This is a genomic window from Buchnera aphidicola (Symydobius americanus), assembly GCF_964059135.1.
In the GTDB taxonomy this organism is placed as follows: Bacteria; Pseudomonadota; Gammaproteobacteria; order Enterobacterales; family Enterobacteriaceae; genus Buchnera_L; species Buchnera_L aphidicola_AJ.
Window position 1 is genome coordinate 182469 of sequence record NZ_OZ060393.1, and the last position, 19809, is coordinate 202277.

General features: G+C 24.3%; 18 protein-coding genes, 3 tRNA genes and 1 rRNA gene. 15 read left to right on the forward strand and 7 right to left on the reverse strand.

Going from position 1 to position 19809, the window contains the following annotated elements; all coding sequences use genetic code 11:
* Positions 1–20 precede the first annotated feature (20 nt).
* A complete protein-coding gene (locus tag AB4W55_RS00830; RefSeq protein ID WP_367672714.1) occupies positions 21–1694 on the reverse strand; it encodes a proline--tRNA ligase in 1674 nt (557 codons plus the stop codon).
* A gap of 94 nt (positions 1695–1788) precedes the next feature.
* The gene (gene argS / locus AB4W55_RS00835; RefSeq protein WP_367672715.1) at positions 1789–3522 is read right to left on the reverse strand and encodes an arginine--tRNA ligase; all 1734 of its coding nucleotides are present in this window, start codon (positions 3520–3522) and stop codon (positions 1789–1791) included.
* A 323-nt stretch (positions 3523–3845) separates the two neighbouring features.
* Between argS and AB4W55_RS00840 the strand changes: the two genes are divergently transcribed.
* From AB4W55_RS00840 to tadA, 9 genes are all read left to right on the forward strand, one after another.
* Positions 3846–5398 (forward strand): 16S ribosomal RNA (locus AB4W55_RS00840).
* Between the two features lie 60 nt (positions 5399–5458).
* A tRNA-Ile gene (locus AB4W55_RS00845) sits at positions 5459–5532 on the forward strand.
* 20 nt (positions 5533–5552) lie between these two features.
* Positions 5553–5625, forward strand: a tRNA-Ala gene (locus AB4W55_RS00850).
* A gap of 257 nt (positions 5626–5882) precedes the next feature.
* Positions 5883–6614: a DNA polymerase III subunit epsilon gene (dnaQ, locus tag AB4W55_RS00855; protein ID WP_367672717.1), complete on the forward strand. Its 732-nt coding sequence runs from the start codon at positions 5883–5885 to the stop codon at positions 6612–6614.
* A 60-nt stretch (positions 6615–6674) separates the two neighbouring features.
* Positions 6675–6748, forward strand: a tRNA-Asp gene (locus tag AB4W55_RS00860).
* Between the two features lie 139 nt (positions 6749–6887).
* Positions 6888–7361, forward strand: a complete 474-nt coding sequence (gpt, locus tag AB4W55_RS00865; RefSeq protein ID WP_367672719.1) for a xanthine phosphoribosyltransferase — start codon at positions 6888–6890, stop codon at positions 7359–7361.
* A gap of 31 nt (positions 7362–7392) precedes the next feature.
* A complete protein-coding gene (locus AB4W55_RS00870) occupies positions 7393–7896 on the forward strand; it encodes a nucleotide exchange factor GrpE (RefSeq protein WP_367672721.1) in 504 nt (167 codons plus the stop codon).
* A gap of 76 nt (positions 7897–7972) precedes the next feature.
* Positions 7973–8455 carry an SsrA-binding protein SmpB gene (gene smpB / locus AB4W55_RS00875; RefSeq protein WP_367672723.1) on the forward strand — a complete coding sequence of 161 codons (483 nt, stop codon included), beginning with the start codon at positions 7973–7975 and terminating at the stop codon, positions 8453–8455.
* Positions 8456–8479: 24 nt separating this feature from the next.
* A complete protein-coding gene (gene tadA / locus AB4W55_RS00880; protein ID WP_367672725.1) occupies positions 8480–8953 on the forward strand; it encodes a tRNA adenosine(34) deaminase TadA in 474 nt (157 codons plus the stop codon).
* A 43-nt stretch (positions 8954–8996) separates the two neighbouring features.
* Here the strand turns inward: tadA and acpS are convergent, their stop codons facing one another.
* From acpS to lepA, 5 genes are read right to left on the reverse strand one after another with little or no spacing between them, the layout of a single operon-like run.
* Positions 8997–9380, reverse strand: a complete 384-nt coding sequence (gene acpS / locus AB4W55_RS00885) for a holo-ACP synthase (RefSeq protein WP_367672727.1) — start codon at positions 9378–9380, stop codon at positions 8997–8999.
* 3 nt (positions 9381–9383) lie between these two features.
* Positions 9384–10217 carry a GTPase Era gene (gene era, locus AB4W55_RS00890; RefSeq protein ID WP_367672729.1) on the reverse strand — a complete coding sequence of 278 codons (834 nt, stop codon included), beginning with the start codon at positions 10215–10217 and terminating at the stop codon, positions 9384–9386.
* On the reverse strand, positions 10214–10894 hold the full coding sequence (gene rnc / locus AB4W55_RS00895) for a ribonuclease III (RefSeq protein ID WP_367672730.1): 681 nt from the start codon (positions 10892–10894) through the stop codon (positions 10214–10216). Before rnc ends, era begins: the two co-directional genes overlap by 4 nt.
* 25 nt (positions 10895–10919) lie before the next feature.
* Positions 10920–11831, reverse strand: coding sequence for a signal peptidase I (lepB, locus tag AB4W55_RS00900; RefSeq protein WP_367672732.1), 912 nt, complete (start codon positions 11829–11831; stop codon positions 10920–10922).
* 21 nt (positions 11832–11852) lie between these two features.
* The gene (lepA, locus tag AB4W55_RS00905; RefSeq protein ID WP_367672734.1) at positions 11853–13640 is read right to left on the reverse strand and encodes a translation elongation factor 4; all 1788 of its coding nucleotides are present in this window, start codon (positions 13638–13640) and stop codon (positions 11853–11855) included.
* Positions 13641–13817: 177 nt separating this feature from the next.
* Between lepA and mnmA the strand changes: the two genes are divergently transcribed.
* The 6 genes from mnmA (at position 13818) to lipA (ending at position 19807) form a co-directional block, all read left to right on the forward strand.
* Positions 13818–14930, forward strand: a complete 1113-nt coding sequence (gene mnmA, locus AB4W55_RS00910) for a tRNA 2-thiouridine(34) synthase MnmA (RefSeq protein WP_367672736.1) — start codon at positions 13818–13820, stop codon at positions 14928–14930.
* Positions 14931–14990: 60 nt separating this feature from the next.
* Positions 14991–16361, forward strand: coding sequence for an adenylosuccinate lyase (purB, locus tag AB4W55_RS00915; RefSeq protein ID WP_367672738.1), 1371 nt, complete (start codon positions 14991–14993; stop codon positions 16359–16361).
* A gap of 81 nt (positions 16362–16442) precedes the next feature.
* On the forward strand, positions 16443–17225 hold the full coding sequence (locus AB4W55_RS00920) for an enoyl-ACP reductase (protein WP_367672740.1): 783 nt from the start codon (positions 16443–16445) through the stop codon (positions 17223–17225).
* Positions 17226–17460: 235 nt separating this feature from the next.
* A complete protein-coding gene (locus AB4W55_RS00925) occupies positions 17461–18108 on the forward strand; it encodes a YchE family NAAT transporter (protein ID WP_367672742.1) in 648 nt (215 codons plus the stop codon).
* Between the two features lie 75 nt (positions 18109–18183).
* Positions 18184–18819: a lipoyl(octanoyl) transferase LipB gene (gene lipB, locus AB4W55_RS00930; protein ID WP_367672744.1), complete on the forward strand. Its 636-nt coding sequence runs from the start codon at positions 18184–18186 to the stop codon at positions 18817–18819.
* Positions 18820–18943: 124 nt separating this feature from the next.
* Positions 18944–19807, forward strand: a complete 864-nt coding sequence (gene lipA, locus AB4W55_RS00935) for a lipoyl synthase (protein WP_367672746.1) — start codon at positions 18944–18946, stop codon at positions 19805–19807.
* The last annotated feature ends 2 nt before the right edge of the window (positions 19808–19809 follow it).

Consider the following 19809-nt stretch of genomic DNA (forward strand, 5'->3'; position numbering starts at 1 on the left):
ATGTTTTATTTATTTGATATTTATATGTTATTTTGTATTTTTTTTGTAATATATGGTATGATATTTTTAATATGTATATTAATTTTTTTTCTTTCTTTTCTCGTTTGATATTCTACAATGTTTTCATTAATAGTCTGTTGATTAATAATTATAATATTTGGAATACCAATTAAATTAGCATCAGAAAAAATTATTCCAATTCTTTCATGTCTATCTTCTAGTAATACTTCGATTTTTTTTTCTTTAAAATCTTTGTATAATTTTTCTGATATGTTTTGAATTTTTTGACACTTTTTAAGATTAATAGGGATAATTAATACCTGAAATGGTGCTATTTGATTAGGCCAGATAATTCCATTTTGATCGTGATTTTGTTCAATAATTGCTGCTACTATTCTACTGATTCCTATTCCATAACATCCCATATGTATAAAATCTTTTGTTCCATTTTTATTTTTTACCTGAGCATTCATAATTTTTGAATATTTTTTACCGATTTTAAAAATATGACCTATTTCAATTGAATTGCTTATTTTTAAAATATCATTTTGGATTTTAATGTTTTGAATTTTAGCTCCAGTAAAATTTTGATTTAAATTATATTCGATAAAATATTCATTATTAATAATTACTATAGGAAGAGTTTCATTCATTTTAGCAACATTAATATCCATAATTAATGGAATAGATAAATTAATATTTTTTTTATTTTTTAAAATATTATTTAATATTTCTATTTTATTTGCAAAATTTAATTGTTTTTTTTTTAAATAAGAATTTTGATTTATATGAAATTGTTCATCACCTCTTATAAACAATGCTATAAAATTTTGATGCTTTTTTAAAATAAAAATTTTTATAATTTTATCTTTAATATAAAATAACATTTTTTGAAGATTGATGATTTTTTTTTTAAAATAATCATTTATTTTTATATATTTTTTTATATAAAAAATTTTAATTTTTTGTGCGTTTGGTTGATATGAATTGATTTGATTATTTTTTTGATGATTCTGGTTATCTTTAATAATAATTTTATCTTCTCCATTATTAGATATCGCTTGAAATTCGTGTGAACATTTTCCACCAATAAGTCCTGATTCTGCTTTTACAGAATAGAACTTTAAATTTAATTTATTAAATATTGTAGTATATGTTTTGTAAATTTTTTGATATGTCTTTTCTAAAGATTTGTTAGTATGATGAAAAGAATATGCATCTTTCATGATAAATTCACGTGATCTAATAGTTCCGGATCGTGGTCTAATTTCATCTCTGAATTTTGTTTGTATTTGATATAATAGAATTGGTAATTTTTTGTAAGATATAATTTCTGTACTGATAAAATCAGTTATTATTTCTTCATGTGTTGGGCTGAGTATAAAACAGTTTTGATTACGGTCATATAATTTAATTAATTCTTTTCCATATTGTTCTAATCGATTACTTTTTTTCCACAATTTATCTGTTTGCATAATTGGAAAACAGATTTCTATACCTCCACATCGATTCATTTCTTTTCTAATAATTTTTTTAATATTTTTGATTATTCGAATTCCATTTGGTAACCAAATATATAATCCGGATGCTGATTTTCTAATTAATCCAGCTCTTAACATTAGTTGATGGCTAATTGTATTTGCGTTGTGTGGTATTTCTTTTAATGTATATAATAAGTATTTACTTGTACGCATAATAATGTTTTCTGATTTTCATTTATTTGTAATGAATTGATAAAATTGGTATTAAAAATATATTTATTTATTATATAATATAAATATTTTTTAATTACATATATTTTAATGTTTGTATTCCTAATATATTTAATCCCTTTTTAATAATACGACTTGTTAATATAGATAATTTTAGTCTACTGTTTCGGATACTTATTTTTTTAGCAAAAATAATTGGGTATTTTTCGTAAAATTTACAGAATATTGATGCTAATTTAAATAAGTATGTGCATAAAATATGAGGATTTCCTTTTTTTGAAATTTCCAGAATAATTTCTTCAAATTGTAATAATTTTATGGATAATTTAATTTCAATTTCTTTATTCAATACAATTTTTCCTTTAATTTGTTCTGTTTTTAATTTTGATTTTTTAATGATAGAATAAATACGAGTATATGTATACTGTATGTAAGGTGCTGTATTTCCATCAAATGATAACATATTTTTCCAGTCAAAAATGTAATTTGTTTCTCTTTTTCTAGATAAATCTGAATACTTAATTGCGCTAATTCCAATAATTTTAGATAATTTTAATATTTTTTTATTATTAAAATGTGGATTTTTTATTTTAATTATTGTTTTTGCTTTATTTATTGATTTTTCTATTAGTTTTTTTAATTTAATTAATTTTCCATCTCTTGTTTTAAAAGGGCGTTTATCTTTTGAAAGTATCATACCAAATGCATGATGTTCAAGTGTACATTTTTTAGAAATATATCCAGCTTTTTCTGAAATAATTTTTATTTGTTGTAAATGTTGTTTTTGACGTGTATCTGTATAGTAGATAATACGGTCTGCTTTTAATTCTTTTACTCGATATTTTAAACACGCTAAATCAATTGTAGAATATAAAAATCTAGTATCTTTTTTTTGAATAGTAACACCCATTGGTTTTCCTTTTTTATTTTTTATTTCATTTAAATATATTATTATTTTTCCTTGATGTTGCGTTGCAATATTTTTACTTTTTAGTTCTTCTATCATATTTGGAATGAAACGAATATAAAAACTTTCTCCTAAAATATGTTTATTTTTTAAGGTCACATTAAGTGTTTGATATATTTGTTCGTTATTTTTTATTGTTTTATGAATGATATCTTTCCATATAGATATACAATTTTTATCATTATTTTGAAGGTCAACTAAACATTTTTTAGATAAATCTTTAAATAATTGATAGTTTTCATACATTTTTTTTGATTTTTGATAAATTGTTTCAATTTTTTTTAAAGATGGGTTAATGGATTTGTAGTTTTTATAATCTTTTTTAAAATATGCAATTATCATTCCAAATTGTGATCCCCAGTCTCCAATATGATTTACTCGCATAACATTATGATTTAAAAATTCCATAGTTCTAGCCATTACATCTCCGATAATAGTTGATCTTAAATGTCCTACATGCATTTCTTTTGCCATATTGGGAGATGAGTAATCTATAATAATTTTTTTTGGTTCTTGTTTAGAAATTTTTAATCTTGAGCATGTTATAAGTTCTTCTAATTTATTTGATAACCACTCTTGTTTTAGAAAAATATTGATAAATCCAGGAGAAGAGATATTCATTTTATTGTAAAAATTTTCTTTTTTTAATTCTTTAATAATTTTTTCTGATAATTTTAATGCATTGATTTTTAACTTCTGAGATATGTTAACAATTCCATTAATTTGATAATGTCCTATTTTTGCATGTGACGTTAAATAAATTTTGTTTAAATATTTAGTAGGTATTCCGAGATTTAATATAGATTTTTGAATTTTTTCTGAAATTCTTTGTTTAATATTCATATATTTACTCAAATTATTTTTTTTTATAAAATTATAAAAATATTTTTATATATTTTATATAATTATTTAATTATAAGTAAATAATTATATAAATTTATTTATGATTTTTTTTTATAATCTAATATTTTTTTATAAAAATGTTATAAAAAGATTGACATTTTTTTTAAAAAATGTAAGATGTATAGAAGCTTAGTTAAAACATGCTCTTTAAAAAATAAATCAGATAATTTGTGTGGGCACAGAAAAAATTAATTTTAAATTATTCCTTTTAGAAGGAATAAATTTTTAAGTAATACTATTATGCTATTTGAGATAATAGTAAATAATCGAAGAGTTTGATCATGGCTCAGATTGAACGCTGGCGGCAAGCTTAACACATGCAAGTCGAGCGGCATCGAAAGAAAGTTTACTTTCTTGTCGGCGAGCGGCGAACGGGTGAGTAATGTCTGGGGATCTACCTAAAAGAGGGGGACAACCACTGGAAACGGTGGCTAATACCGCATAATGTTGAGAAACCAAAGTAGGGGACTTGATTTTTTGAGCCTTACGCTTTTAGATGAACCCAGATGAGATTAGCTTGATGGTAAGGTAATGGCTTACCATGGCAATGATCTCTAGCTGGTCTGAGAGGATAACCAGCCACACTGGAACTGAGACACGGTCCAGACTCCTACGGGAGGCAGCAGTGGGGAATCTTGCACAATGGGCGAAAGCCTGATGCAGCTATGCCGCGTGTATGAAGAAGGCCTTCGGGTTGTAAAGTACTTTCGTTGGGGAAGAAAAAAAAATAACTAATAATTATTTTTCTTGACGTTACCTGAAAAAGAAGCACCGGCTAACTCCGTGCCAGCAGCCGCGGTAATACGGAGGGTGCGAGCGTTAATCAGAATTACTGGGCGTAAAGAGCTCGTAGGCGGTTTATTAAGTTAGATGTGAAATCCCTGAGCTTAACTTAGGAACTGCATTTAAAACTAACAGACTAGAGTCTCGTAGAGGGAGGTAGAATTCCAGGTGTAGCGGTGAAATGCGTAGATATCTGGAGGAATACCCGTGGCGAAAGCGACCTCCTAGACGAAGACTGACGCTGAGGTGCGAAAGCGTGGGTAGCAAACAGGATTAGATACCCTGGTAGTCCATGCTGTAAACGATGTCAACTTGGAGGTTGTTTCCTTGAGAAATGGCTTCCGAAGCTAACGCATTAAGTTGACCGCCTGGGAAGTACGGCCGCAAGGCTAAAACTCAAATGAATTGACGGGGGCCCGCACAAGCGGTGGAGCATGTGGTTTAATTCGATGCAACGCGAAGAACCTTACCTGGTCTTGACATCCATAGAATTTCTTAGAAATAAGAAAGTGCCCTCGGGAACTATGAGACAGGTGCTGCATGGCTGTCGTCAGCTCGTGTTGTGAAATGTTGGGTTAAGTCCCGCAACGAGCGCAACCCCTATCCTTTTTTGCCAGCGGTTCGGCCGGGAACTTAAAGGAGACTGCCGGTTATAAACCGGAGGAAGGTGGGGATGACGTCAAGTCATCATGGCCCTTACGACCAGGGCTACACACGTGCTACAATGGTGTATACAAAGAGAAGCAACTCTGCAAAGACAAGCAAACCTCATAAAGTACATCTTAGTCCGGACTGGAGTCTGCAACTCGACTCCACGAAGTCGGAATCGCTAGTAATCGTGAATCAGAATGTCACGGTGAATACGTTCCCGGGCCTTGTACACACCGCCCGTCACACCATGGAAGTGGATTGCAAAAGAAGTAGGTAGTTTAACCTCTTTTAGAGGAGGACGCTTACCACTTTGTGATTCGTAACTGGGGTGAAGTCGTAACAAGGTAACTGTAGGGGAACCTGCGGTTGGATCACCTCCTTAAAAAAATGCACTTTAATTTTTAAAGTGCCCACATAAATTATCTGATTAAATTTTTTTCGGAGGCTTGTAGCTCAGTTGGTTAGAGCGCACCCCTGATAAGGGTGAGGTCGGTGGTTCAAATCCACTCAGGCCTATAAAGTTTATAACAACCAAAGGGGCTATAGCTCAGCCGGGAGAGCGCCTGCTTTGCACGCAGGAGGTCAGCGGTTCGATCCCGCTTAGCTCCAAAATTAGATCGAATTTTTATATCTAACAATTATATATCTTTTTATTAAAATCGTTTTTATTTTTTTTTATAAAAAAAGTATTTTTTAAAATATTTGAAATTTGTTAAATTAAAAATATTAAATATTTTTAAAAATATTTCAAAAATTTATTATTTTCATATATTTCATATATTTGAATATTTTAAATATATTGAAAAATTTCATCAATTATGTTTTAATTATATGTAAATTTTAATCAAATATTTAGAAATATCGTCTTGGATAGAAAGATAGTAATAGATACTGAAACTACTGGAATGAATAGGAATAAAAAATTTTATCTTGATCATTGTATTATTGAAATTGGAGCAGTCGAAATTATTAATCGTGAGTTAACCGGAAATAATTTTCATACATATATTCAAACCAATCGATTAATAGATTTTGAGGCTTTTAAAATTCATGGTATTACTAATGATTTTTTAATGGATAAACCATTTTTTTATGAAATTATTTTAAAATTTATCAAGTATTTAAATCAATCTGATATTATTATGCATAATGCTAATTTTGATTTAGGATTTTTAAATTATGAGATTCAAAAATTAAATAAAAATATTAAAAAAATTTCTGAAATGTGCAAAGTTATAGATACTTTACAGATAGCTCGGTCAAATTTTCCAGGAAAAAAAAATAATTTAGATGCTTTAAGAAAAAGATATCAAGTTAATATTCCCAGAAATTTACATAGCGCTATTATTGATGCTGAAATTTTGGCAAAGGTTTATCTTCGTATGACGAGTGTACAAAAAACAATTATTTTTAATAATCTATTTAATCAAAAAAATATTTTAAAAAATAATTTCATTAAAAATAAAAAACATTTTGAAAATATTCCACCTTTCGTTTTAAAGGCTACAAAAAATGAATATCATAAACATGAAAAGTATTTAAAAAATATAAATAAAGATAATTCTTGTTTATGGTTAAAATTAAAGAATATTATTTGACTATTTGGTTATAATTATATATTATGATAACAACGTAATTTTTTTTATGTTTTATTTTTTGGTGCGGTAGTTCAGTTGGTTAGAATACTGGCCTGTCACGCTAGGGGTCACGGGTTCGAATCCCGTCCGCACCGAATGTTAAAAAAAAATAACAAAATTTTATTATTTATAAAAAAATACAATTTTTATTTAATTTATTATAATGAAATATTTTATAATTAATTGAATAATATATATTTTACATGAATTTAATAAAAAGAATAAGGTTGTTATATGAAAAAAAAATTTATTGTTACTTGGGAAAGGTTTCAAATATATTCGCGTCAATTAGCTTATAAATTATCTTTAATTAAGAAATGGAAAAAAATTATTGCTGTTAGTAGAGGGGGACTAGTTCCAGCTGCATGTATTGCTCAAGAATTAGGTATTCGTTTTGTAGATACTATTTGCATTGCAAGTTATAATGATCAAAAATTACAAAATGATGTAAAAATTATTAAAATTGCTAAAAATTATAATCAATCTACTTTAATTATAGATGATTTATCAGATACTGGAGGTACAGCAAGGATTATTCATAAGATATATCCAAAATCTTATTTTTTTACAGTTTTTGCAAAACCAATGGGTTGTATGTTCGTTAATGGATATATTGTTAATGTACCTCAAGATGTATGGGTTGAACAACCCTGGGAAATACCAGAACATGGTTTTTTTTTGACGTTTAGAAAATCTAATTATATATAATATAAATATATTTAATTTATGGTTTAATCATATGCAAAAAAAAAATAGTGAAATTAAAAATTTAATTTTAAAAAAAAAAAAAAAAATATTATACCTTAAAAAACAATCAAAAAAAAAGCTTAAAACTTTAATGGATAGAATTGAAAAAGATATTAGTAATACCTATAAGTATTCTCTTTCTAGCTTTATTATTGATTTATTACCTGATATTGATAATTTAGAAAAAGCAGTTTTTTCATCTAGAAAAGAAAATTCTGATATTCCTGATATTCCTGATATTCCTGATATTCCTGATATTTCTGAAATTCATGTTCAATTAACTTCTATTTTAGAATTATTTTTAAAATTATTTAATTCATATAATATTAAAATAATTAATGAAGTGAATGTTCCTTTTGATCCAAATATTCATCAAGCAATCATGTTATCCGAGTCTAAGACTGTTCAGTCAAATTATATTATTCAAATTATGCAAAAAGGATATAAATTACATAATCGTTTATTAAGACCAGCTATGGTTATAGTTTCGAAATAAATTGTTTACATATATAGTATAAATTATATTATAATATCATTTATAATTTTTTAATATATTAAAATATAATAAAATTATGATATACAAAAAAAATGATAAAAATTTTAAAAATAATATTATTGTTAATAAAAAAGCATATTATAATTATTTTATAGAAAGTACCCTTGAAGCTGGTTTAGTTTTACAAGGTTGGGAAGTAAAATCATTAAGAAAAAAGCAAGTAAATATTAATAGTGGTTATTTATTATTTAACCATGGAAAAATGTATCTAGTTAGTATAGATATTCAACCATGTTTAACATCTATTTCTAATGCATTTCATAATCAAACACATCGAGACCGACAAATATTATTACATCGTAGGGAAATTTTTTTTTTATATGGAAAATATCAAATTAAAGGATATAGTTTAATTGCTCTTTCTTTATATTGGAAGAATGCTTGGTGTAAATTACAAATTGGAGTTGCTAGAGGTAAAAATGTACGCGATAAAAGAGAACATAAAAAAAAACAAGAATGGATAATTCAAAAAAATAGATTAATTAAAAATTTTTTGTAACATTATATAGAGATAAATTATATTTTGAATAATAATTTTTTAAATATAAAAGATACTTTTTGGATGCAATATGCTTTGATTTTAGCTAATCAAGCACAATTAAATGGTGAAGTACCAGTAGGTGCTGTATTAATCTTTAATAATCGAATTATTGGTGCTGGTTTAAATTCATCGATTTCTAATCATGATCCTACTGCACATGCAGAAATTCTTGCCTTGCAAGAAGGTGGAAAAATTTTAAAGAATTATAGGTTAATTAATACTACATTATATGTCACTTTGGAACCATGTATCATGTGCTTAGGAGCTATTTTAAATAGTCGTATCAATCGTTTAGTATTAGGATCTTGTTCAAATAGAAATGTTAAAAAATCACAGATTACAGTTGATTTGTTAAAAGAAATTAAAAATAATACTAAGATTCAAGTTGATTATTCTATATATAATTCTATATGTACTAATTTAATAACAAATTTTTTTAAAAATAAAAGAAATTAAATAATAAATTTTTTTATATTTAATTTCTTTTATTTTATTCGGATTATTTTGACTCAATAATTATAACAGCACAAGCATATTTTTTTTCATCTGTTATACTAATATGTATTGATTTAATATTTAATTTTTTTAAAAAAATTTTTGCTTGTTTTAAAAAATTTATTTTTGGTTTTCCAAGATGATCATGGTATACTTCAAAATGGTTTAATTGAATATTATTCTGTATACCTATCCCTAAAGATTTTGATGCTGCTTCTTTTGCTGCAAAACGTTTAGCAAGAAAAGAAATATCTTTTGGGTTATTTGAAAATTCTTGAAATTCTTTTTTAGATAAAATACGTTTGATAAATTTTTTTCCAAATTTTTTAACTATATTTTTTAATCTTGATATTTTAATAATATCTATTCCTACTCCAATAATTGACATATCTTATTTTTTATATATTTTTACCCATAATTTTAAATAAATTGATTTATTAAATTTTTTTTCTATTTCTTTTCGAGCTTTTATTCCATACAATTTAATTTTTTCTCCATTTTTTCCTATAATAATTTTTTTATGTCTATTATTCTTTACTATAACAAAAGCATCAATATAATTTTTATGACATTGATCTATTTTATATGAATTAATTTTAATTTTGATTAAATATGGTAATTCTTTTCCTACAAGACGAATAATTTTTTCTCGTATTATTTCGGTAATTATAAATTCTGAAGAAACATTGGTAATGCATTTTTTTGGGAAAAGATGTTTAGATTTTGGAATATATTCTTTTATTTTTTGTGATAATATATCAATATTTTTTCTAAATTTTGCAGAAATTGGAATAATTTCCATAAAATTGTGTTTTTTTCGGACTTGTTCAATATAAGGTAATAATTTTATTTTTTGAGTAATACAATCAATTTTATTAATTACTAAAATAGTTGATGTAAATAGTTTTTGTATTTTATTTAATATTAATTCATCTAATTTTGACCAAGTATTTTTATTCACTACAAACAAAATAAGCGATAATTTATTATTAATACGAAGCATATAATTATTTTTTTCTTTTAATTTCATTCCAGGTGTATCAATATAAATTATTTGATAATTTTTTTTTGTTTGAATTCCCAATATATTTTTTTGGGTTGTTCCTGGTTTACGAGAAGTAATAGACACTTTATTTTCTATTAATTTATTTAATATTGTGGATTTTCCGACATTTTGTTTTCCGAAAATTCCAATATAACCACAATAATAATCGATTTTATTCATTCTATTCCTAGTTTTATTAAAGCTTGATTTGCAGAGTTTTGTTCTGCTTGTCTTTTACTTGATCCCATACCAATAAATTCTCCTTTTATTTCGTAAATTTTACATTGTATTGTAAATAGTTGGTTGTGCGCTTCTCCATATATTTGAGTAATTATATATGAAGGTAATGGAATATTTTGAGATTGTAGATATTCTTGAAGACGTGTTTTAGAATCTTTTTGTAAATCTTTAGGGTCAATAGTTTTTAATCTTTTTTTATACCATTTTAATATTAATTTTTCTACTATTTGAATATCACTATCTATAAAAATACTACCAATTATTGCTTCAATAGTATTAGCTAATATTGATTCTCTTTTAAACCCCCCGCTTTTAAGTTCACCCTGTCCTAGTTGTAAATATTCTCCTAAACTAAATTCGCTAGCTATTTTTGCTAATGTATTTCCCTGTACCAGTGTTGCTCTCATTCTACTCATGTCGCCTTCATTAATATATGGAAAATCTCGATATAAGGTGTTCGCAATCACAAAACTTAAAATAGAATCACCTAAAAACTCTAATCTTTCATTATGTTTTACGCTCGCACTTCGATGTGTTAGAGCTTGATTTAAAATTTCTTCTTTTTCAAAAGTATATCCTAAAGTTTTTTGTAATTTATTTATCATAGTGTAATTCATAGATTATAAAATATCTCTTTTAAAATTAATTAATTTTTCCAATGCGATTAAATCTAATTTTTTTAAGCCAACTATTAGGTTGTTTTTCAAAACTCATCCATATATAATTAGCCTTTCCAATTATATTTTTTTCTGAAATTAATCCAAAATATCTACTATCTAAGCTATCATTTCGGTTATCTCCCATGACAAAATAATATCCTTTTGGTATTATCCAAGTATTTTTTTTGGAAAAATTATATAATTTTAATGCGTTTTGATTGTTTTGGATTATTAATATATTATGCTTACAAGGATTTATATTTTCTATATAAATTTTAATCATTATATATTTTTCTTGTTTGGTTTGGTCTAAATATCTATTTATTTGATTATTTAAAACATAATAGTTAATAAAAATTTTTTGATTATATTCATTTTTAAAGTTATAATTTTTATAAATTGTTAATTTTTTGTTGATTTCGTCGTAATAAATTTTATCTCCAGGAATTCCTATAATTCTTTTTATATAATTTTTATGATTATCTTTAGAATGGTTAAAAATAACAATTTCTCCTCTTTGAGGATGATTATATTGTATAAGATTTTTTTTTGTAAACGGATTATTAATTCTATAATTAAATTTTGTAACTAATATGCAATCTCCAGGTAGGAGTGTTGGCATCATTGATGGAGATATAATATTAAATGATTCAAATACAAAAAATCTTATAAACAATACTATAATTAAAACCGGAAAAAATGATCCTATAGTATTTATAAAAGATTTATTATTTATTGTTTTATGATTATCTTTAGAATTATTCTTACATTGTATAATATTTGATTTTCTAAAATCAGATATTTTATTAATTATTAAGTAAATTATATTAAATAACCAAACGATTCCTGTAATTAAAATTAAACTATATAATACATTAAAAAAAATATTTTTCATAAATAAAAACTCCTATATGTTTTATTTTATTGAAAGTATAGAAAAAAAAGTTTCTTTTGGTATTTTAATATTTCCAATTTGTTTCATTTTTTTTTTTCCTATTTTCTGTTTTTTTAATAATTTTTTTTTCCTACTGACATCTCCGCCATAACATTTAGATAATACATTTTTTCGGAGTTGTTTAATTATAGATTTAGCAATTATGTTTTTACCAATAGCAGCTTGTATTATAATATTAAATTGATGTCTAGGAATTAGATTTTTAATTTTTTTAACTATATTTTTTGCTTGAATATATGAGTTTTTTCTATGTATTATTAAAGAAAAAGCGTCAATTTTTTCAGTATTAATTAATATATCTAAGCATATCATATCTGATTTTTTAAAATATTTAAAATCATATTCTAATGATGCGTATCCATTAGAAATAGATTTTAATTGATCAAAAAAATTTGTTATGATTTCTGACATAGGAATATCATATTTTAATGTTATTTGATGTTCATGATATATTATATCTTTCTGTATTCCTCTTTTTTGCAAACATAAATTAATAATATCTCCAATATATTTTTCGGGGGTTAAAATATTGCATCTTGCAATTGGTTCTCGTAATTCTTTTATTTTTTTTAATTTAGATAATTCATATGGATTATTTAAGTATATTATACTTTTATCCATCATTTCAATTTGATATATTACGGTTGGAATAGTAGAAATAATATTTAAGTTATATTCTCTTTCTAATCGAGCTTGAATGATTTCCATATGTAATAATCCAAGAAAACCACATTTAAACCCAAATCCTAGTGCATTAGATGTTTCTGTTTGATAAAATAATGAAGCATCATTTAAACTTAATTTTTCTAATGCTAGTTTAAAATTTTCATATTGTTCAGTTTCAAGTGGAAATAATCCAGCGTATATTTTGGGTTGTATTTTTTTAAATCCAGAAATTGATTGTTTTACTGGATTCGAAAAAGATGTTAAAGTATCTCCTACAGGAAAAGATTTGATATTTTTAATTCCGCATATAACCCATCCAACTTCACCACATTTTAAATTATTTTTATATTTTGGTTTTGGTGTAAATATCCCAATTTTATTTATACAATATTTTTTTTTTGTACTAATAACTTGTATTTTATCTCCTACTGATATTTTTCCATTTTTAACTTTAATTAATGATACTACACCTAGGTAGTTATCGAACCAGGAATCAATAATTAAAGCTTGTAATGGCATATTTATATCACCTTCTGGAGAAGGAATGTGACTGATAATTTTTTCTAATATATTAGTTATTCCAAATCCAGTTTTAGCGGAACAGAGAATTGTATCTATTTCTGAAATACCTATAATATCTTTAATTTCTTTTAATACTCGTTGTGGATTTGAAGTAGGTAAATCAATTTTATTTAATACTGGAATTACTGTAAGATTCATATTTAATGCCATGTTACAGGTAGCAATAGTTTGTGCTTCTACACCTTGAGTTGAATCAATTACTAAAAGTGCTCCTTCACATGCTGATAATGATCGTGATACTTCGTATGCAAAATCTACATGTCCGGGTGTATCAATAAAATTTAAATAGAAAATTTTTTTTTTAGAACTAATATATTGTAAAGTAACGCTTTGTGCTTTAATAGTTATTCCTCTTTCTTTTTCTAAATCCATAGTATCTAATACTTGTTCTGACATTTCTCTATTTGTTAATCCGCCACATATTTGAATAAATCTATCTGAAATAGTTGATTTTCCATGATCAATATGAGCAATAATTGAAAAATTCCGAATATTATACATGTTTTTATTGTAAATCATAATTAAAAATTTTTAATCATTATTTAAATGGTGGATAATTTAATATTTTTATATAAAATATTAAATTTTTAATAAATATTATAATAAAACTTTTATTAATCTTTTTTGTATTATAAATATATAATATATCTTAAATGAATTTATTAATATTATATTTTAATGAATAGTAAAAATATTAAAAAAGTAATTGTTGCTATGTCTGGTGGAGTGGATTCTTCTGTTGCTGCATATATCTTATTACAACAAGGATATATTGTCGAAGGTATGTTTATGAAAAATTGGGAAGAAGATGATACAATTGATTATTGTGCATCTTCTCAAGATCTAAACGATACAAGAGCAGTTTGTAAAAAATTAAAAATATACTTACATGAAGTAAATTTTTCTGAAGAATATTGGAATGATGTTTTTAAGAAATTTTTATTTGCATATAAAACAGGAATAACACCTAATCCTGATATTTGGTGTAATAAATATATTAAATTTAAAATTTTTTTAAATGTAGCAACAAAATTATTTAAAGCGGACTATATTGCTACAGGTCATTATGCACAAATTAAATATTTTAATCATAAACCAATGTTAATTCGGGGTATTGATGTCAATAAAGATCAAAGTTATTTTTTATATACATTAAATCATAAAAAACTAAAAAAAATTTTATTTCCAATTGGTAAATTTCAAAAAAAAAAAGTACGTAATATAGCAAGAGAATTAAATTTATCTGTTGCAGAGAAACCGGATTCTACAGGAATTTGTTTTATTGGTTCTTATAAAATACAAAAATTTTTAAGTCGTTTTATCACGAGTTTACCTGGAAATATATTAACTGATCGTGGTTATATTATTGGAAAACATTCTGGGATTATAAATTATACTATTGGACAACGGAAAGGACTTGGTATTGGTGGAAAGTACGGAAAAAAAAATATACCATGGTATGTTTGTGATAAAAATTTATTTCTAAATACTATTACTGTTGTTCAGGGTTTTAATCACCATAAATTAATGTCCATTGGATTAATTGCAGATAAAGTGAATTGGATAAACTCTGAAAATATATCAAATATTCTAAATTGCACAGCAAAAGTAAGATATCGTCAAATAGATGTACCATGTATTATAATATTAAAAAATTTAAAATCAATAAAAATTTTTTTTAAAAATCCAGTATTTGGTGTTACCCCAGGACAATCTGTTGTATTTTATTCTTGTGAAATTTGTATAGGTGGGGGTATTATCAAAAAATCCATCCCTTTTTTAAATAAATAATGTAAATATATTTAATTTATTTATTTTGTATTATATGATTTTAATATTAGGAAAATTTATATGAATAATTTTTGTTTAACAGCTATTTCCCCTATAGATGGAAGGTATCATAAAAACACATCTATTTTAAAAAATATATTCAGTGAATATGCATTTTTAAAATTTAGAATAAAAATTGAAATTTGTTGGTTAAAAAAATTATCTTCTATACCTGATGTTTTTCAGTTACCTACTTTTAATGAAAATACAAATAAAATTTTATCCGATATAATAAAAAACTTTGATTACGAAGATGCAAAAAAAATTAAAGAAATTGAAAAATCTACTTGTCATGATGTAAAAGCTATTGAATATTTCTTAAGTCAAAAAATATCTGTTAAATTAAATGACCCAACTATTCTAAATTTTATTCATTTTGCTTGTACGTCTGATGACATTAATAATTTAGCTTATGCTGTCATGTTAAAAAAAACTCGAAGTAAAGTATTAATTCCTTACTGGAAAAAAATACTTTTAACTATTAAAGATATGGCAATAAATTTTCAAAATGTTACTATTTTATCTCGTACTCATGGACAACCGGCTACACCTTCAACTGTAGGTAAAGAGATGCTGAATTTTTATTATCGACTATATCGTCAATATAATCAACTCAAAAATATTATAATATTGGGAAAGTTTAATGGAACTGTAGGAAATTATAATGCCCATATGACAGCATATCCATTAATTAATTGGAGTGAAATTTCAGAAGAATTTGTTAACTCTTTAGGGATTGATTGGAATCCATGTACTACTCAAATTGAACCTCATGACTATATTTCAGAAATTTTTAGCTGTATATGTCGATTTAATACAATATTAATTAATTTTAATCAAGATATTTGGGGATATATTTCATTAAATTATTTTAAACAAAAAACAAAACAAAATGAAATTGGATCTTCTATTATGCCGCATAAAGTCAATCCAATTGATTTTGAGAAATCTGAAGGAAATTTAGGTCTATCGAATTCAATTATGAATCATATGATTGCTAAATTACCTATTTCAAGATGGCAACGTGACTTAACTGATTCAACAATATTACGAAATATTGGTGTGACTATGGGTTATTCAATTATTGCTTATGAATCATTATTAATTGGTTTAAGTAAAATTACAGTTAATTTTTCTGAATTAAAAAACTCTTTAAATGATAAATGGGTTTTATTAGCTGAACCTATCCAAACCATGATGAGAAAATATGGTATTTCAAACGGATACGAAGAATTAAAAAAAATCACTAGAGGAAATTATGTAGATGCTTTAATTATAAGTCAATATATTGAAAATTTAAATATTCCTGATTATGAAAAAGATAGATTAAAAAAGATTACCCCTCATAATTATATTGGAGATGTTATAAATATAATCCAAAAAAATCAGTAATCAATGTTTAAATTATATATTTTTTAATAATATAAAAAATTTTTATATAGCATAAAAAAAATTATTATTTTCAGGATAATTATGGAATTATTAAAAGGTAAAAAAATATTAATTACAGGTATTACTAATCAACGATCTATTTCATATGGAATTGCTAAATCATTTTTTCAACAAGGTGCTACATTGGCATTCACTTATTTAAGTAAAAAAAATCAAAAATATATTTACAATATTGCAAAAGAATTTAATTCAAATATTGTTTTAAAGTGTAATTTTTTAAATGATAATAATATTAAAAAACTATTTATAAATTTGTTAAAATATTGGAAAACCTTTGATGGTTTTATTCATTCTATTGCATATGCTTCAAAAAATCAATTTCAAAAAGATTATATTTCATCTATTAATTATCAGAATTTTAATATTGCGCATAATATTACTTCATATAGTTTAGTATCTATGGTTAAAGAGTCTAAAAAATATTTAAATAATCATTCATCAATAGTTACATTAACTTATTTAGGCTCTAAACAAGCAATACCATATTATAACGTAATGGGTTTAGCAAAAGCTTCATTAGAATCTAATGTTCGTTATATAGCTAATGTAATTGGTCGTCAGAAGTTGAGAATTAATGCTATTTCTGTTGGTCCAATGAAAACTATTTCTACTTATAATATTAAAAACTTTAACAAAATATTATCTTATTCTGCTAAATATTCTCCTATTCATAGATTAGTAACATTAGAAGAGGTTGGAAATACAGCTGTTTTTTTATCTTCTAATTTATCTACTGGAATTACCGGTCAAGTAATTTATGTTGATGGAGGTTTAAGTATATCCATGATGAATCATACACTATAGTGTTCTTTTATTGTTGGTTATTTTTTTAAAGATATATTCATAGAATTAATTTTAAAAAATATATTTTAATTATAATATTTTAAAAATATATGGATTATTTATAATCATTTTACATATTTTGTAAAATACAAGATCATTCCTTTTTAGATTTTAATGTTCTAAATAATATATGCATTATAACTTTCAGTTATAATATATAATACTATTAACATATTAGTGATTTTCAGGAAAATATGTGAAATATATTATTTTGGATTTTTCAATTTATTTAAATTTTTTTATAGGATTATTTGCTTTAGTAAATCCTATAGGTATGATTCCAATTTTTATAGGAATAACCGGTTTTCTTTCTGATAGAGAAAGAAGTAAAATTAATATTATTGCAAATCTTGCTGCTTGTACAATTTTAATTATTTCATTATTTATTGGTGGTATTATTCTAGATGTGTTTGGTATTTCTGTAGAATCTTTTCGGATTGCTGGTGGTTTTTTAATTATTGGAATTGCATTTTCGATGATTAATGGCACATTAATGAATGATTTAAATAGTATTGCAAAAAATAGTCAATTAAAATATAAAAATGAAAATATTAGTATTATCCCATTAGCTATGCCTTTAATTGCTGGACCCGGTTCTATTAGTACTACTATTATTTGGAGCACTCATCATACATCCTTAGATAATATGTTTTTTTGTAGTATAACCATGGTTTTATTTTTCATATTGTGTTGGTTATTATTTCAAATTGCTCCTATATGTATAAAAATTTTAGGAAAAACAGGTATTAATATATTAAATAAAATTATGGGTTTGTTATTAATGTCTTTGGGTATTGAATTTATTATGACCAGTTTAAAGGTGGCTTTTTCAAACATTTTTTAAATATTATACTCAATATTTTTAATATAAAATATATAATATTATATAATAATTACAGTGAATTAAAAAGGAGTGATTTTGAATAAAACACCGATTATTATTCGTAATTTAGGATTATTACCCTGGAAAATAGTATTTGATAAAATGAATTATTTTGTAGATACTCGTAATTTAAAAACAATAGATGAAATTTGGTTGGTAGAACATTATCCAATATTTACAACAGGACAAAGTGAAGGTAAACTTAAAATAGATAGTATTAGAAATATTCCAGTAATGGCAAGCAATCGAGGAGGAAAAATTACATACCATGGTCCTGGCCAACAGGTAATATATTTTTTATTAAATTTAAAAAACAATCATATTGATCTTCGAAAATTATTATTGTTGATTGAAAGTATTCTGCTAAATACATTAAAATCTTTTTTAATTTTTGGATCTTCTAATAAAACATACCCTGGAATATATGTAAATCAAAAAAAAATTTGTTCTATTGGTTTAAGAATTAAAAATGGATGTTGTTTACATGGATGTTCCATAAATGTAAATATGAATTTAACTCCCTTTACTTACATTAAACCATGTGGTTTAAATAATATTAAAATGACACAAATAAATGATATTCAACATAATATAACTATGTCTATGACTAGAAAAATTCTTATTAAAAGTATTCAAATGATATTTAATAAAAATATATTTTTTTTATTTTAAAAAATTATTTAATTGCGATATAATATAATTTATTAATATTATATTTTACATAAAATATTATTATTGAAAGAAGATTGAAACAATTAATCATTTAAATTTAATACATTCTAATTATTTACATCATATGAAAGATTTACATTCCATTCCTAAACCAAATTGGATTAAAATAAAATTACCAATAGAATCATCTCGAATTAATCATGTTAAAAAAATATTAAAAATGAATTTATTACATTCAGTTTGTGAAGAGGCATTATGTCCCAATTTACATGAATGTTTTAATAACAAAACAGCAACTTTCATGATTTTAGGTAACATATGTACTCGTAAATGTCCTTTTTGTGCAATTTCAAATGGTCGACCTCGTTTAATAAATTCTGATGAACCAAAAAAATTATCAAATACTGTATTACAAATGGGAATTAAATATGTTGTTATTACTTCCGTTGCACGAGATGACTTAAAAGATGGAGGGGCAATACAATTTGTAAATTGTATTAAAAATTTAAGAATGCAAAAAAATATTCAAATTGAAATTTTAGTTCCTGATTTTCGAAATTCTTTAGAATATTCCATCGATATTATATCTAAATATCCTCCAGATATTTTTAATCATAATCTAGAAAGTATTCCAAGATTATATAATATTGTTCGACCTGGTGGAAATTACCATCATTCATTAAAATTATTGAATATTTTTAAAAATAAAAATCCAGGCATTCCCACTAAATCTGGTTTAATGTTAGGATTAGGAGAAACTGATAGGGAAGTTATAAAAGTATTACAAGATTTAAGAAATAATAGTGTTGATATGTTAACATTAGGACAATATTTAAGACCAAGTATTTCTCATTTGCCAGTTAAACGTTATGTAACCCCATTAAAATTTCAGTATTTTCAAAAAAAAGCATTATCTATGGGTTTTTCTAATGCATTTTGTGGTCCTTTAGTAAGATCTTCATATCATGCACATTTTCAAACTCAATAAAG

Excerpts from the sequence above, each read along its gene's own strand:
- AB4W55_RS00830 (WP_367672714.1), bottom strand. The coding sequence starts at position 1,694 with ATGCGTACAAGTAAATACTTATTATATACATTAAAAGAAATACCACAC.
- argS (WP_367672715.1), bottom strand. The coding sequence starts at position 3,522 with ATGAATATTAAACAAAGAATTTCAGAAAAAATTCAAAAATCTATATTA.
- gpt (WP_367672719.1), top strand. The coding sequence starts at position 6,888 with ATGAAAAAAAAATTTATTGTTACTTGGGAAAGGTTTCAAATATATTCG.
- AB4W55_RS00870 (WP_367672721.1), top strand. The coding sequence starts at position 7,393 with ATGCAAAAAAAAAATAGTGAAATTAAAAATTTAATTTTAAAAAAAAAA.
- smpB (WP_367672723.1), top strand. The coding sequence starts at position 7,973 with ATGATATACAAAAAAAATGATAAAAATTTTAAAAATAATATTATTGTT.
- acpS (WP_367672727.1), bottom strand. The coding sequence starts at position 9,380 with ATGTCAATTATTGGAGTAGGAATAGATATTATTAAAATATCAAGATTA.
- era (WP_367672729.1), bottom strand. The coding sequence starts at position 10,217 with ATGAATAAAATCGATTATTATTGTGGTTATATTGGAATTTTCGGAAAA.
- rnc (WP_367672730.1), bottom strand. The coding sequence starts at position 10,894 with ATGAATTACACTATGATAAATAAATTACAAAAAACTTTAGGATATACT.
- lepB (WP_367672732.1), bottom strand. The coding sequence starts at position 11,831 with ATGAAAAATATTTTTTTTAATGTATTATATAGTTTAATTTTAATTACA.
- lepA (WP_367672734.1), bottom strand. The coding sequence starts at position 13,640 with ATGTATAATATTCGGAATTTTTCAATTATTGCTCATATTGATCATGGA.
- mnmA (WP_367672736.1), top strand. The coding sequence starts at position 13,818 with ATGAATAGTAAAAATATTAAAAAAGTAATTGTTGCTATGTCTGGTGGA.
- purB (WP_367672738.1), top strand. The coding sequence starts at position 14,991 with ATGAATAATTTTTGTTTAACAGCTATTTCCCCTATAGATGGAAGGTAT.
- AB4W55_RS00920 (WP_367672740.1), top strand. The coding sequence starts at position 16,443 with ATGGAATTATTAAAAGGTAAAAAAATATTAATTACAGGTATTACTAAT.
- lipA (WP_367672746.1), top strand. The coding sequence starts at position 18,944 with ATGAAAGATTTACATTCCATTCCTAAACCAAATTGGATTAAAATAAAA.